Annotated in this window: 10 protein-coding genes; all 10 read right to left on the bottom strand. The window is 66.8% G+C overall.

Annotated features, from left to right (window positions below):
* Positions 1-93: 93 nt before the first annotated feature.
* Positions 94-1,791 (bottom strand): AMP-binding protein, encoded by a 1,698-nt coding sequence (locus tag KYT87_RS18980; RefSeq protein ID WP_219990585.1) that lies wholly within the window; start codon positions 1,789-1,791, stop codon positions 94-96.
* A gap of 16 nt (positions 1,792-1,807) precedes the next feature.
* A complete protein-coding gene (locus tag KYT87_RS18975; protein ID WP_052945977.1) occupies positions 1,808-2,422 on the bottom strand; it encodes a chalcone isomerase family protein in 615 nt (204 codons plus the stop codon).
* Positions 2,386-2,931, bottom strand: a complete 546-nt coding sequence (locus KYT87_RS18970; protein WP_046804197.1) for a PaaI family thioesterase — start codon at positions 2,929-2,931, stop codon at positions 2,386-2,388. Before KYT87_RS18970 ends, KYT87_RS18975 begins: the two co-directional genes overlap by 37 nt.
* A gap of 31 nt (positions 2,932-2,962) precedes the next feature.
* Positions 2,963-4,162 carry an acetyl-CoA C-acyltransferase gene (locus KYT87_RS18965; protein WP_219990584.1) on the bottom strand — a complete coding sequence of 400 codons (1,200 nt, stop codon included), beginning with the start codon at positions 4,160-4,162 and terminating at the stop codon, positions 2,963-2,965.
* A 9-nt stretch (positions 4,163-4,171) separates the two neighbouring features.
* A complete protein-coding gene (locus KYT87_RS18960; protein WP_219990583.1) occupies positions 4,172-6,562 on the bottom strand; it encodes a 3-hydroxyacyl-CoA dehydrogenase/enoyl-CoA hydratase family protein in 2,391 nt (796 codons plus the stop codon).
* 56 nt (positions 6,563-6,618) lie between these two features.
* Positions 6,619-7,941, bottom strand: a complete 1,323-nt coding sequence (locus tag KYT87_RS18955) for an OmpP1/FadL family transporter (protein WP_104144256.1) — start codon at positions 7,939-7,941, stop codon at positions 6,619-6,621.
* A gap of 65 nt (positions 7,942-8,006) precedes the next feature.
* Positions 8,007-10,010, bottom strand: a complete 2,004-nt coding sequence (locus KYT87_RS18950; protein ID WP_219990582.1) for a 3-hydroxyacyl-CoA dehydrogenase NAD-binding domain-containing protein — start codon at positions 10,008-10,010, stop codon at positions 8,007-8,009.
* Entirely contained in the window at positions 10,007-11,302 is a 1,296-nt protein-coding gene (locus tag KYT87_RS18945; RefSeq protein ID WP_219990581.1) for an acetyl-CoA C-acetyltransferase, read from the bottom strand. Before KYT87_RS18945 ends, KYT87_RS18950 begins: the two co-directional genes overlap by 4 nt.
* Before the next feature lie 12 nt (positions 11,303-11,314).
* Positions 11,315-13,663, bottom strand: a complete 2,349-nt coding sequence (locus KYT87_RS18940) for an acyl-CoA dehydrogenase (protein WP_219990580.1) — start codon at positions 13,661-13,663, stop codon at positions 11,315-11,317.
* A 76-nt stretch (positions 13,664-13,739) separates the two neighbouring features.
* On the bottom strand, positions 13,740-14,411 hold the full coding sequence (locus KYT87_RS18935) for a TetR/AcrR family transcriptional regulator (protein WP_046804126.1): 672 nt from the start codon (positions 14,409-14,411) through the stop codon (positions 13,740-13,742).
* Between the last annotated feature and the right edge of the window lie 250 nt (positions 14,412-14,661).

The following is a 14,661-nucleotide window of genomic DNA, read 5'->3' as shown; positions in this document are numbered from 1 at the left end:
GGGCGGGGCGCCGTCGCGCGCCGCCCGGTCGCCGCGATCGGGCGTGCCCCCTCAGGCGTGCCCCCTCAGGCGTGCCCCCTCAGGCGTGCCCCCTCAGGCGTGCCCCGCGCTTTGCGTTTGCGTCGGCGCGGCGGTCTCGGGTTTCAGTTCCCGCCGCAGGATCTTGCCCACATTCGAGCGCGGCAGGTCATCGCGAAATTCCACATAGCGCGGCACCTTGTAGCCGGTCAGCTGCGTGCGGCAATGCGCAATCAGCGTGTCGGCGTCCAGCCCGGGATCCTTGCGGATCACGAACAACTTGACCGCTTCGCCCGACCGTTCATCCGGCACGCCCACGGCCGCCACCTCGCGCACGCCCGGATGCAACGCGGCGGCGTCCTCGACTTCGTTCGGGTACACGTTAAAGCCCGACACCAGGATCATGTCCTTCTTGCGGTCGATCAGGAACACGTAGCCGTCCTCATCGACGTAGCCGATGTCGCCCGTGCGCAGAAAGCCGTCCGGGTACATCACCAGCGCCGTTTCGTCGGGGCGATTCCAATAGCCCTGCGTGACCTGTGGCCCGCGCACGCAGATTTCGCCGGGTTCGCCCACGCCCAGTTCTTCGCCGTCGTCATTGCGGATCGAAATCTCGGTGGACGGCACGGGCAGGCCGATGGACCCGGTGAACGTCGTGACGTCCAGCGGGTTGACGGTAACGGCGGGCGACGTCTCGGTCAGCCCATAGGCCTGCGCCAGCGACTTGCCTGTGACGGCGCGCCAGCGGTCCGCCACGGCGCGTTGCACCGCCATGCCGCCGCCCATCGTCAGGCGCAGGCGAGAAAAATCCAGCTTGGCGAAATCGGGATGATTCAGCAGCGCGTTGAACAAGGTATTGACGCCGGTAAACGCCGAAAACGGCACCTTGCCCATCTCTTTGATCAGGCCGGGGATGTCGCGCGGGTTGATGATCAGCAGGTTGCTGGCGCCGATTTTCATGAACGTCAGGCAGTTCGCCGTCAGCGCAAAGATGTGATACAGCGGCAAGGCCGTCACGACGCATTCCTCGCCATCAGTAACCAGCGGCTTGATCCAGGCGTGGGCCTGGCTGACATTGGCCACCAGGTTGCCGTGCGACAGCATTGCCGCCTTGGCTACGCCCGTCGTGCCGCCCGTGTATTGCAGGCAGGCCAGGTCACGCTGGTCCAGCTGCACGTCGGTAAACGGCTGGGCGCGGCCGGCAAGCAGCGCGTCGGCCAGGCGCACATGCCCGGGCAGGGACCACGCCGGCACCATGCGCTTGACGTGGCGGATCGCGAGGTCCACCAAGCGCCCTTTGACCGGCCCCAGCATCTGGCCGATGGAGGTGACCAGCACCTGTTCCACCGCGCTGTTGGGTAACGCCTTTTGCACCGTGGCCGCGAAGTTGTCGGCCACCACGATGGCGCGCGCGCCCGAATCCACCAGCTGGTGTTCCAGTTCATGCGGGGTGTAGAGCGGGTTGCAATTGACCACGACGCAGCCGGCGCGCAAGGCGCCGAACAGGCACACGGGGTATTGCAGCAGGTTGGGCATCATGAGCGCGACACGGTCGCCACGGCCCAGGCCTTGCGCGTGCAGCCACGCGGCGAAGTCGCGCGTCAGTGCGTCCAGTTGGGCGTAGCTGATGGATTTGCCCATGCTGATGTACGCGGTTTTATCCGCGTAGCGGCGGCAGCTGTCTCGCACGATCGAGACCAGCGTGGTGACGCCGTCCATGTCGATTCGTGCGGGGACGCCGGCGGGGTAGCTCTTGTGCCAGATAGGTTCCATCTTTGAGGATTTCCGCCTAGTTGCCCAACAGGGCTTTTTTCAGGGAGGCCTGCGCCGGCTTCTCGCCCAGCCACACGCGCAGCAGCGCGCGCGCGAAGTCGGGGCTGTCGATGCGGCCGCGCTGCTTGCCGTTATGTGACCCGGTCACGCCACGGGCATCGAAATCCAGGTCGACCACATCGCCTTCCTTGAGGGCGCCGATGTCGGCCATCATGCCGGCCAACTGGTCGGCCGGCGCTTTCATGGCGGCCAGCTCTGCCTTGGGCGTATTGTCGCGCAGGCCTTCCTGCAAGGCCTCGTCCAGGCTTTTGCTGTCTACGTCGCGCAGCAATTGCAGACGGATGCGGCGCGGCTCGGTGCTGTTGATCAGCGCCGCCGCGTCGTGGCTTTTCGTGGTGACGTACAGCGACGCCACGTACACCTTCACCACGATTTTCGTGCGCACGCCGGCGCCGTTGAGCACCAGCGCATGGCTGCCCGCGGACAGCTGTTCCGGCACGCGCCTGCCCGCCACGTCGAGGTCGGCGGCAAAGGCCGGCGCACCCACCAGGCCGGCCGCCAGCGTGCCGGCCAGAACGCCTGCCTGAAGTCGGCTCAGGGCGGTGGATCGCCCTCCAGGGATACGTTGCATGTGTCTCCTCCTGTGGTCTTTCGCTTGTAGAACTTCTTGTCGGCGATATAGATCGTGCGTTCCACGACGGCGTACACCACGCCGTCCTTGTCCTTCAATTCCACCGTGTACGTGCGGGTGGTTTCGTGGTCGCGCGCGAGGTCGGCGCGGATGTCCGCGATTTCCCCGGGCGGCAGCCGGAAGTCGACATACAGGGTCGTGTAGGCGGGCTTGCGAAAGCGGATCGAGGCGGCCTTGTCCCACACGATGTGATCCGGTCCCAATGCCGACATCAACATCGTCGGGTGGGCGCCGTCCGTTACCGCAAACAGCGACCCGCCGTACATGGACCCCACGATGTTGCGCGTGCGGCGAAGCAGCGGCAGCTTGATGCGGATGTGCAGGAAATCCGGCGACACAAACATCACACGGCCGCCGGTGGCGCGAAACGCCGGATGCAGGTTGAAGCCCACCCGCATCAGGCGCGCGCGCCATTGCGGTGACAGGCTTTTAAGCCAATAGGGCTTCAGGCTGGGCATGCCGGTCGATTCCGCAATGGGCCTACATCGCTTCAAACAGCCCGGCCGCGCCCATGCCGGTGCCGATGCACATGGTGACCAACCCGTACTTGCCGCCCGTGCGGCGCAGCCCGTGCGTGATGGTCGCCGTGCGGATCGCGCCGGTGGCGCCCAGTGGGTGGCCCAGCGCGATGGCGCCGCCCAGCGGGTTGACCTTGGCCGGGTCCAGCTTCAGTTCGCGGATCACGGCCAGCGATTGCGCGGCGAAGGCCTCGTTCAGCTCGATCCAGTCCAGCGCGTCCTGCGTGATGCCGGCGCGTTGCAGCACCTTGGGGATGGCGGCAACTGGGCCGATGCCCATCACTTCGGGCGGCACGCCGGCGACCGAGAAGCTGACGAAGCGCGCCAGCGGGCTCAGGTTGAATTCGCGCAGGATGCGGTCGGACACCAGCACCACGGCAGCCGCACCGTCGGACATCTGCGAGCTATTGCCCGCCGTGACGCTGCCGCGCGTCGAGAACACCGGGCGCAACCGCGCCAAGGCTTCGGCGCTGCTGTCCGGGCGCGGGCCTTCGTCCACCTCGACCAGCCTGCGCACCACCCGCACCGCGCCGCTGGCGCCGTCGGGCAGATGCGATACCACTTCATAAGGCGTGGTCTCGGCGCGGAAATGGCCGGCCGCAATCGCCGCGCACGCCTTCTGATGCGAGGCCAGTGCGAAGGCGTCCTGGTCTTCGCGCGACACCTTCCAGCGTTCCGCCACCTTTTCGCCCGTCAGCCCCATGCCGAACGCCATGCCGATGTTCTCGTCATGGGCAAAGATCTCGGGGTTCATCGACACCTTGTTGCCCATGATCTGCGGCATTGCGCTCATGGATTCGGTGCCCGCGCCAATCATGATGTCGGCTTCGCCCATGCGGATGCGCGCGGCGGCGTCGGCCACCGCCTGCAAGCCGGACGCGCAGAAGCGGTTCACGGTGACGCCCGCGACGCTTTGCGGCAGGCCCGCCAGCAGCAAGCCGATGCGCGCCACGTTCATGCCTTGTTCGGCCTCGGGCATGGCGCAGCCGGCAATGACGTCTTCGATGCGCGCGGTGTCCAGCGACGGCACCTGCGCCAGCGCGCCGTTCAGCGCGGCGGCCAGCATGTCATCGGGCCGCGTGGTGATATAGGCGCCGTTGCGCTTGCCTACCGGCAGGCGCGTGGCGGCGACGATGTAAGCGTCTTGAATCTGCTTGGTCATGATCGTTCCTCAGTTGCGCAACGGCTTGCCGGTTTCGAGTGTGTGGCGGATGCGGGCCTGGGTTTCAGGCGTGCGCAACAGAGCCACGAACTCGCGGCGCTCGACCGCCAGCAGCCATTCTTCGTCCACCTTCGTGCCGGTCTCGACCTCGCCTCCGCACAGGGCCACGGCGGCGCTGCGCGCCACGCGGTAATCGTGCGCGCTGATCATGCCGCCTTCGCGCATGTTGACCAGCACCATCTCGAAGTTGGCGATGCCATTGCGTCCCGCGACGGGGATGTTCGACAGGCGTGGCGGCGGCGTGTAGCCCGCTTCGGCGGCGGCGCGGGCCTGGCCAATGGCCACGAACAGCAGCTCGTCGGGATGGAACAGCACCACGTCGTGCTCGCGCGCGAACCCGGCGTCGATGGCTTCCAGCGCGCTCTTGGCCACCTGCGCCATGGCGATGGTCTGGAAGACCGGTTGCAGGTACGGGAAGACTTCACCGGGCGTGGCGGTCTTGGCGGCAAGCGCCGCCGCACGGCCGGCGAATTCCTTGCTGCCGCCGCCGGCCGGGATCAACCCGACACCGGCTTCCACCAGGCCGATATAGCTTTCCAGCGCCAACACGCGGTGCGAGGCATGCATCAGGAATTCGCAGCCCCCGCCCAGCGCCATGCCCTGCACGGCGGCCACTGTGGGAATGCGGGCGTACTTGAACGATTGCGAGGCGCGTTGGAATTTCTCAACCATCGCTTCCAGCATGTCGAACTTGCCCTCGGCGCAAGCCTGCACCACCTGCTGCAAGTTGGCGCCCACGGCAAAGGGCGGTTCGTGCCAGATCACCAGGCCGTCGAAATCGCGTTCGGCGCGGGCGACGGCTTGCAGCACGCCTTCCAGCACTTCACCGCCCAGCGTGTGGTTCTTGGACGTGACGGACAGGATGGCGATGCCGGGGTCCACGTCCGGCAGGTTCCACAGGCGCACGCCTTCGTTGTCCCAGACGGTAACGCCACGGTCGTCGGGGCCTTCGCCAAACACGCGTTCGGGGAACAGCTGGCGGCGATACACCGGCAAGGACGAACGCGGATGCAGCTTGCCCGTGCGCGCGGAATACGAACCCTGCGGCGCGTGCACGCCCTGGCGGTCGGCTTCCTGCACCCAGGCGGGCAGGGGCGCGTTGCTCATGGCGCGGCCGGCGGCGATGTCGTCCGCCACGGCGGCGGCAATGGCCTGCCAGCCCGCGGCCTGCCAGGTTTCAAACGGGCCTTGCGACCAGCCGAACCCCCAGCGCATGGCCAGGTCCAGGTCGCGCGCGTTGTCGGCCACGTGTTCAAGCTGCACGGCGCTGTAGTGGAAGATGTCGCGGAACAGGCCCCACAGGAACTGCGCCTGCGGGTGGGTGCTGGCGCGCAGGGCGGCAAAGCGCTTGGCCGGGTCGCGTTCTTTCAACAGCGCGGCCACTTCGTCGGCCAGCTTGCCGGCGCTGGGCACATAGTCTTGCGCGTTCAGGTCCAGCACCAGGATGTCGCGGCCCTGTTTGCGGTAGACGCCGGCGCCGGTTTTCTGGCCCAGCGCGCCCTTTTGGATCAGCGCCGACAGCCAGTCGGGCAACGCGAAGTAGCGGTGCCAGGGGTCATCGGGCAGGTTCTTTTCCATGGTGCCGACCACGTGGGCCAGCGTATCCAGGCCCACTACGTCCGCCGTGCGGTAGGTGGCGCTTTTGGGCCGGCCGATCTTCGGGCCGGTCAACGCGTCGACTTCGTCAAAGCCCAGGCCCAGCCGCGCGGTGTGGTGCATGGCGGCCAGGATGGAAAACACGCCGATGCGGTTCGCCACGAAGTTGGGCGTGTCCAGTGCGCGGATCACGCCCTTGCCCAGCGTTGACGTCAGCCAGGTTTCCAACTGGTCCAGCACGGCCGGCTGTGTATGCGACGTGGCAATGATCTCCACCAGCCGCATGTAGCGGGGCGGGTTGAAAAAATGGATGCCGCAGAAGCGCTCGCGCAGGCTTGCGGGCAGGGCGTTGGCCAGCGCGTCGATCGACAGGCCGGACGTGTTGGACGCGATGATGGCGTCGGGCGACACATGCGGAGCGATCCGCTCGTAGAGCGCCGTCTTCCAGTCCATGCGTTCGGCGATGGCCTCGATGACCAGGTCGCAGCCGCGCAGCGCATCCAGGTGGTCGTCGTAGTTCGCGGGGGTGATCAGGGCAAGGCGGGCCGCGCCGGCCAGCGGTGCGGGTTCCAGTTTTTTCAGTCCGGCCAGCGCCTTGTTGACGATGCCGTTGCGATCGCCTTCACGGGCGGCCAGATCGAACAGCGTGACCGGCACGCCGGCATTGGCCAGGTGGGCGGCGATCTGCGCGCCCATGACGCCGGCGCCCAGGACGGCAACGTGTTTGACGACGAACTTGCTCAAGGGGATTCTCCTGTGTAAAGCGGGCGGGCGGCGCGCGGCCGCCCTCCCGCGCAAGGCTAGAAGCGGGACGACAGTTGCAGGCCGACGATGTGGCCGCTGCTGTCATAGGTGCCCGCCACGCGGCCCTTGGTCGCCTGGCTGCCGGACGTCGTGTCGATGTCCGTCTTGCGCAGGTACAGATAGGTGTAGCCCAGATCCAGCGTGGTGTTCTTGGTGGCCGCCCACTGCACGCCGGTCGAGAACCAGTAGCGGTCGTTATCGGGCAGGGAGGTGGGGCGGTCGGCCTTGTCATGCACCGGCGACTGGTCGTACGCCAGGCCGAACTTCCACTTCCAGTCGGGGGCGAACTTGTAGTTCGCGCCCAGCGCGACGCGCCAGGTGTCGCGGAAGTTCAGCGGCAGTTCGTCATCGCGCGCGCCGGGGCCGGAGTTGCGGATCTTCAGTTCGGGGATGCTGCTCCAGCCCGTCCAGGACACGTCGCCCAGCAGTTCCCAGCGCTCGTTCAACTGATGCGCGGCGCTCAGGATCAACGTGTCGGGCAGGTCCACCGATGCCTTGGCGTCAAACGACACCGATTGCTTGGTGGGGCCGATGCTGGTGATGTCGGTGTCGCCCTTGGCGGTGTGCTTGATCTTGGAGCGGTACGACAGGCCGATGCGCGTGTCTTCGGTGGGTTGCAGCATGAAGCCCACGTTCCAGCCCCACGCGTCCCCCTTCAGGTTCAGGTCGGCGTCGCCGTTGGTGGCGACCGGCAGGCCCGCAATCGGCACCACCGTTTTCTTCTTGTAGTTGGCGTCGATGTGTTGCCAGTTCAGCCCGAAGCCCATCGAGAACTTTTCGTTGACCTTGTAGGCAATCGACGGGTTCACGTTGATTGTCTTGATCTCGAATTTGTTCGAATGGTATTGGCCGACCCAGCCGTCGTCGTATTCGGTCATCAGGCCGAACGGCGCGCCGACGCCCAGGCCGATGTACCACTGCTCGTTCAATTGCCAGGAGGCGTAGAGGTTGGGCACCACGCCCAGGTTGCCCGCATCGCCGCCGTTGCCGCCGGTGGGGGCCGACCCGTTCAGGCCCGAGCCGGGCAGGCCGGGAACGCTGGGATTACGGCTGTTGCCGTTGTCCTTGAACTTGAACGAGGGCTTGATCAAATTGACCCCGCCCGAAAAGTTCACGCCGGGCAGGTACGTCATGCCGGCCGGGTTGAAGTAAATGATGCTGGCGTTTTCCGGATTTGCCGCCGAGCCTGCGTAAGCGTTGCCCAGGCCACTGGCGTTCTGCTCTAAAAGCTGAAAGCCGGCGGCGTAGGACGTTGCGGACGCGCCCAGGCCGACCACAAGGGCCGACAAGGTGCTCAGGGACAATGAACGTCTGCGCATGGTACTGCCTCCTCGAGTTGGATGTATGTCTCTACTTGCACTGCCGGTCTGGTTGTGACCCCGGTCTATTCGGCGTTAGCCGGTTTGCTGCTGCGCCAGGCATGGCTCGCCTGGTAATGCAGAGGTCCGCCCGTGAAAGGCGCGAACCCCGTTCCAAAAATTACCCCGGCATCGGCCGAGTCTGCATCGGCGACCACGCCGGACTGCACGCGCTCCAGGGTGGCGTCCACCAAGGGCTGGATCAGGCGCTGTGCCAGCCCGGCGGGGGCGGCCGTGGTGGTGGTGGTGCTGCTGCTGCTGCTGCTGCCGTGTCCGGCGGCGCCTTTGCCTTGCTTGACCGGTTTGCCGTCGCGCCACGTATAGAAGCCCTTGCCGCTTTTCTTGCCCAGGTCGCCGCGCGCCAGGCGTTCGGCCAGGCAGCGCGGCGGCTCGGCGCCACCGGCCAGTTGCTCGCCTGCCGCGCGCGCAATGTCCAGGCCGACGGTGTCGGCCAGTTCCAGCGGCCCCATCGGCATGCCGAATTCGACCATGGCGGCATCCACCGTTTCCGGCGCCATGCCGTCGTCCACGCTGCGCATGGCTTGCAGCATATAGGGCGCCAGCACGGCGTTGACGAGGAATCCCGGCGCGCTCTTGACGGGAAGCGCCAGTTTGTCGATCTGGCCCACGAAAGCGCAGGCGCGCGCCGTGGCCTCGCCCGAATCGCCCTCGGCATGCACCACTTCCACCAGCGGCATCTTGGCCACGGGGTTGAAGAAGTGGATGCCCACCAGACGCTCGGGGCGAGCCAGCCCGCTGCGCAGCGTTTCCAGCGACAGGCTGGACGTATTGGTGGCTAGCAGCGCGTCGGCCTGCATGCGCGGTTCCAGCGACGCGTACAACGCGCGCTTGGCCTCGGGCTGTTCGCTGATGGCTTCGATGATGATGTCGGCGCGCGGCACGCCGCCGCCGGTGGGATCGGGTATCAGGCGGTCCAGCGCGGCGCGAACCAGGCGCGGGTCTTTCAGGCGGCGCGCATACAGCGTGGCGGCGCGTTCGATGGCCGGTGCGATGCGCGCCATGTCCTGGTCTTGCAGCGTCACCGTCAAGCCCTTGTACGCGCACCAGGCCGCGATGTCGCCGCCCATGGTGCCGGCGCCCACCACGTGCACATGGCGGGCCGGCGTGACGCCGGTCTGCTTGCCGTTGGCCTTCAGGCGCTCTTGCAGACGGAACACGCGCAACAGGTTGCGCGCGGTGTCTGACGAAATGATCGCGTCGATCAGGTCAGGCGCCTGCAAGGCGTTGCCGCCATGCTTTTCCCATAGCATGACGATGGCGGGCGCGGCGGGGTAGTGGCCCAGTGGGTCCTTGGCGGCAATCTGCTTGCGTGCGCGGTTGGCGACCAGGGCCTTGAAGGGCCAGCGGTTGGCCCAGGCGCCGATACCACGCGCGCGGCGCGGCGGCTTTTTCGACAGCACCAACTGGCGCGCCGCAGCCTGTAGCAAACGCGGCGGCACACGGGCGTCGGCCAGGCCCAGCGCGGCGGCGCGTCGCGCATCCGCGCCCCGGCCGGTCAGCATCATGTCCAGCGCGGCGGGCGCGCCGATCACCTGCGGCAAGCGCAGCATGCCGCCCCAGCCCGGGAAGATGCCCAGCATGACTTCGGGCAGCGCCAACGACGTGCCGGGCTGATCGGCGACTAGGCGGTAGCGGCACGCCAGCGCCAATTCAAGCCCGCCGCCCAGGCAGTGGCCCTGGATCAGGGCAAGGGTGGGGTAGCGCACGGCGGCCAGGCGGTTGAACAGGTTCCAACCACGTGCGATCAGGCCGCGCGCCTGTTCGGGCGTGTCCAGGCTGGCGAATTCGTTGACGTCGGCGCCCACGATGAAACCGGTGGCCTTGCCCGACTGAATGATCAGGCCCGCCGGCGGCGCGGCGTCCAACGCGTCCAGCACCACGGCCAGTTCGGCCATGGTGTCGGCCGACAGCGCGTTCACGGCGCTGCCTGCGCGGTCGAACGTCAGGCGGGCCAGGCCGTCGGGGTCGCGGTCCAGGCGCCAGTGGGAAAGCGTGTCCATGGTCGTCATGGGCGGTCCTCGTCCAGGGTTTCAACCAGCATCGCGCCGCCTTGGCCGCCGCCGATGCAGATGGCGGCCATGCCGCGCTTGGCGCCACGGCGCTTCAACGCTTCAAGCAGATGCAGCACGATGCGCGCGCCGGACGCACCCACGGGGTGGCCGATGGCGATGGCACCGCCGTCCACATTCAGCTTGGCCGGGTCCAGCGGCCCCCATGCTGGCGTACCGAAATGCGCTTGGCAATAGGCATCGTCACGCCATGCCGCCAGGCACCCTAGCACCTGCGCGGCGAAGGCTTCGTTGATCTCCCACAAGTCCAGGTCATTCAAGCCCAGGCCATGGCGTTGCAGGATGGGCGTGGCCGCATGTACCGGCCCCAGGCCCATTTGCGCGGGGTCCAGGCCGGCCCACTGGCTGTCCACAATGCGGCCAAGGGGGCGCAGGTTCCACTTGGCCACCGCTTCTTCGGACGCCAACACCAGCATGGCGGCGCCGTCGGTCACCTGCGAACTATTGCCCGCCGTGATGTTGCCCCAGGGTTTGTCGAACACCGGCCGCAGCTTGGCCAGTTTCTCGGGCGTGGAATCCTCGCGCACGCCGTCATCGTCGGGGTAGAGCTTGCCTTTGTTATCGATCAGCGGCGTGATTTCATTGAGCGCACCGGCCGCGCGCGCGGCCAGGACGCGCTGGTGGCTGCTCGCCGCATAGGCGTCCATGGCGGCGCGGTCGATGCCGAAACGGGTGGCTACGTTTTCCGCCGTCTGGCCCATCGACAGGCCCACCACCGGGTCGGTCAACCCCTTGAGCAAGCCAATGACGGGCGCCAGGTTCTTCAGCCTGAAGCCGCGCAGCGCCGCCAGCTTGGCGCCGATGCCGCGCGCCGCATACCAGCCGGACAGCCAGCGCACCATGTCGTCGGAAAACAGCAGCGGGGCGCGGGACAAGGCGTCGGTGCCGCCCGCCAGCACCAGCTGCGACCGGCCGGTTTGAATATTGGCGATGCCGGAATCCAGGGCCTGCATGCCGGACGCGCAATTGCGCATCACGGTCCATCCGGGCACGTGGTTGCCGCAACCCAGGCGCAGCGCAATCACGCGGCCGATGTTGACTTCATCCGGCGACGGCGCGGCGCAGCCGATGATGACTTCGTCCAGATCCGTGGGGGCATAGGGTTGGCGCAGCAGCAGGGCGCGGCCGGCTTGTACGGCCAGGTCCCCGGCCGAGAATGGGCCGGGGCCGGTGCGCGCTTTCAGGAAGGGCGTGCGAGTCCCGTCAATGACGTAAACCGGTTTGAATGCCATCGGTTTCCTCCGTCAGGCGACCTTGCGTTCGGCGGCGGGCCGGTCGGCCTGCGCCTTGCCCAGGTCAAAGGGGAAATCATCCACGTGCACCACGGTATCGCGCAAGCTGTTGCGTTGCTTGACCACGGCGTACTCTTCGGCGGTGATGCCGCCTGCCGCGTAGGCGGCGTCGGCGATATCGCGCACGTTGGCTTGCGGGTTGCCTTGCAGGGCGCCGCGCTTTTCAAGTTCGCGGATCTTGGCTTCGATGGGCTCGGCGGCAAGCGTGGCGGCCAGCGCCAGTTCGATGGCGCCCACGGGCTCATCAGCGGTGGCGGGCAGGTGGCAGCCCGAGGTCAGGCGGTCGCGCGTGGCGCTGGGCTTGATCAACAGCCGCGCCACGTCCTGGCCCAGCGCGTCGGACGGCGGCGTCTGCGTGCGGCCCCACGGGAAGATCAGACGCGCCAAGGTCCAGGCCACGAAACGGTTGGGCGTGTTTGCCAGCACGCCGTCAAAGGCTTCCTGCAACTTGAAGAGCGCGTCCTGGATCGACCAGTGCGCCAGCGGCGCATCGGCGGCCTGGCGGCCTTCGTCTTCAAAGCGCTTGAGCGTGGCGCTGATCAGGTACATCTGCGACAGCACGTCGCCCAAGCGCGCCGACAGGCGTTCGCGGCGTTTCAGGCTGCCGCCCAGCACCAGCATCATCGAGTCGGCCAGCAGCGCGAAGGCGGCGGAATACCGGCTAAGCAGCTGGTAGTAGGCCTTCATGTCGGGCGCCACGTCGGCGTTCACGGCAACAAAGCGCGCGCCGGTCAGCGCAGTGCCCAGGGTGCGCAACGTGTTCTTGGCCACGAACCCCACGTGACCCCAGAACGCGCGATCAAAATCGTCCAGCCCTTGTTTGGCGTTGGGCGATTGCGCCGCCTGCATTTCCGCCAGCACGTAGGGATGGCAGCGAATCGCGCCTTGTCCGAAGATGATCAGGCTGCGCGTCAGGATGTTGGCGCCTTCAACAGTGATGCCGATGGGAATCTGCTGATACGCGCGGCCCAGGAAGTTGTTGGGGCCCAGGCAGATGCCCTTGCCGCCAATCACGTCCATGCCGTCGTTGACGACCTGGCGGGCGCGTTCGGTCACATGGTATTTGACGATGGCGGACACGACAGACGGCTTCTCGCCCAGGTCAACGGCGCCCGCCGTCATGCTGCGCGCGGCATCCATCATGTAGGTGTGGCCGCCGATACGCGCCAGCGCTTCTTCCACGCCTTCAAACTTGCCCACGGGCATGCGGAACTGGCTGCGCACGCGGGCATAGCCGCCCACGGCGCGCGCCGTGAGCTTGGACATGCCGGTGTTGGACGAGGGCAGCGATATGGACCGGCCGGCGGCCAGGCATTCCATCAGCATGCGCCAGCCTTGGCCCGCCATGGCCGGGCCGCCGATGATGAAGTCCAGCGGCATGAAGACGTCGGTACCGCGCGTCGGGCCGTTCATGAACATGGCGTTCAGCGGGAAGTGGCGGCGGCCGGTGTCCACGCCGGGATGGTCGTGCGGCACCAGCGCGCAGGTGATGCCCAGGTCTTTCTTGCCGCCCAGCAGGCCATCGGGGTCGTACAGGCGGAACGCCAGCCCCAGCAGCGTGCAGACCGGGGCCAGCGTGATGTAGCGCTTGTCCCAGGTGACGCGCATGCCGATCACTTCGCGGCCTTGCCATTCGCCCTTGCAGACGATGCCGCTGTCGGGAATGGCCGCGGCGTCGGAACCGGCCCACGGGCTGGTCAACGCAAAGGCCGGCACCTCGTCGCCACGCGCCAGGCGCGGCAGGTAGTGGTTCTTCTGTTCGTCGGTGCCGTAGTGCAGCAGCAGTTCGGCCGGGCCCAGCGAGTTCGGCACCATCACCGACACGGCCAGCGCGGACGAGCGCGTGGACAGCTTGGTCACGATTTCGGAATGCGCATAGGCCGAAAATCCCAGGCCGCCGTATTCCTTCGGGATGATCATGCCCAGGAAACCCTGGGTCTTCAGATAGGTCCACACGTCCGCCGGCAGGTCGTAGCGTTCCTGCGTGACGCTCCAGTCATTGACCATGCGGCAGGCCTGCTCGGCCTGGTTGTCCAGGAACTGTTGTTCGGCGTCGGTCAGACGCGGGCGCGGGTAGGCCAGCAGACGGCTCCAGTCCGGGCGGCCCCGAAACAGTTCGCCTTCCCACCATACGGTGCCGGCTTCCAGCGCGTCGCGCTCGGTGTCGGACATCTGCGGCAGCACCTTGCGATACAGGTTGAAGATGGGCGCCGACAACAGCGCCCGCCGCAGTGGCCGCACGCCCAGCACGATGGCGGCTAGCACCGCGATGACGACTAGCGTGAGGATGACTGCGGACATGTCTTTGTCTCCGTAATGGGGGGTCTGGTCGGTCTGGTTCTGGTTCTGGGGATGCCGATGCTGATGCCGATGTCGGCTAGGCGCCGGCCACCGGTGGCAGCGGGGCGCGCAGGCCGCCCAGCAGGAAGCTCATCAGGCGGGGCAGCAGCAGTTCGGGGTTGTCGGGTTGTTCGGCTTCGTCCAGCTGCCAGCCCGTGACGGAACGCAGCAGGTCGGTGCCGATGATGGCGTACGACGTGGCGCCCAGCATGAACTGGAAGCGCCACACGATTTCAGCCTTGGGCACATCGGGCAGGGCGGCGAACAGGGCATTGCGATAGCGCTCCAGCACGTCGGCGTATTCCTCCGCGAACAGCGCGCGAATGAAATCGGACGGCTCGGTCATGGTGCGTTCAAGCAGCGGCAGGAAGGTGCTGCCGGCCTGGGCCGGGTCGGCGGCCAGGCGCAGCAGCGTGCCGAAAAAGGCGTCGACGATCTGCGACGGCTTGAGCGGCTTGCCTTCGGATTGCGCCTCAAGTTCGTCCAACAGGCGCAGGCGCTCGCGGTTCAGCACTTCCAGCCGCCGTTTCAGCACCGCTTGCACGAGTGACTCTTTAGAGCCGAAGTGATAGTTCACCGAAGCCAGATTGACGCCGGCCGCGCCGGTGATCTGGCGCATCGAGGTGCCCTCGTGGCCTTGCTGCGCAAAGAGCGCTTCGGCGGTGTCCAGGATGGATTCGCGGGTAGTGGGAGTTCTGATTTCTTGCATAAGGTTGAATTCAAACGTTCGTTTAAAAATCATTATGCGGCAGGGAAGAACGAGAAGCGAGCCTCGGCTATCCCCAATAGGGTTTACCCCTAACGTACGGACGCAGCATCCTTTGTGCACTAGGCAAGGGGCTTTTCATACCGGGTCAGCTAGACCAGAAGGATGAGCCGGCAGGCGCGCTTGCATGAGCCCGGATCGGCCGCCGGCACGAGCTTGAACCGTTCGTCCTCGGACGGCCGGCCTAGGATGA

The organism is Achromobacter sp. ES-001 (assembly GCF_019448355.1).
Taxonomy (GTDB): Bacteria; Pseudomonadota; Gammaproteobacteria; order Burkholderiales; family Burkholderiaceae_B; genus Achromobacter; species Achromobacter spanius_B.
The sequence above is the reverse complement of the archived record's forward strand: the minus strand, read 5'-3'. Positions and strand labels throughout refer to the sequence as shown.

What these genes read in the sequence shown, in the direction of transcription:
- KYT87_RS18980 (WP_219990585.1), bottom strand. Translation starts at nt 1,791, where the DNA reads ATGGAACCTATCTGGCACAAGAGCTACCCCGCCGGCGTCCCCGCACGA.
- KYT87_RS18975 (WP_052945977.1), bottom strand. Translation starts at nt 2,422, where the DNA reads ATGCAACGTATCCCTGGAGGGCGATCCACCGCCCTGAGCCGACTTCAG.
- KYT87_RS18965 (WP_219990584.1), bottom strand. Translation starts at nt 4,162, where the DNA reads ATGACCAAGCAGATTCAAGACGCTTACATCGTCGCCGCCACGCGCCTG.
- KYT87_RS18955 (WP_104144256.1), bottom strand. Translation starts at nt 7,941, where the DNA reads ATGCGCAGACGTTCATTGTCCCTGAGCACCTTGTCGGCCCTTGTGGTC.
- KYT87_RS18950 (WP_219990582.1), bottom strand. Translation starts at nt 10,010, where the DNA reads ATGACGACCATGGACACGCTTTCCCACTGGCGCCTGGACCGCGACCCC.
- KYT87_RS18945 (WP_219990581.1), bottom strand. Translation starts at nt 11,302, where the DNA reads ATGGCATTCAAACCGGTTTACGTCATTGACGGGACTCGCACGCCCTTC.
- KYT87_RS18940 (WP_219990580.1), bottom strand. Translation starts at nt 13,663, where the DNA reads ATGTCCGCAGTCATCCTCACGCTAGTCGTCATCGCGGTGCTAGCCGCC.
- KYT87_RS18935 (WP_046804126.1), bottom strand. Translation starts at nt 14,411, where the DNA reads ATGCAAGAAATCAGAACTCCCACTACCCGCGAATCCATCCTGGACACC.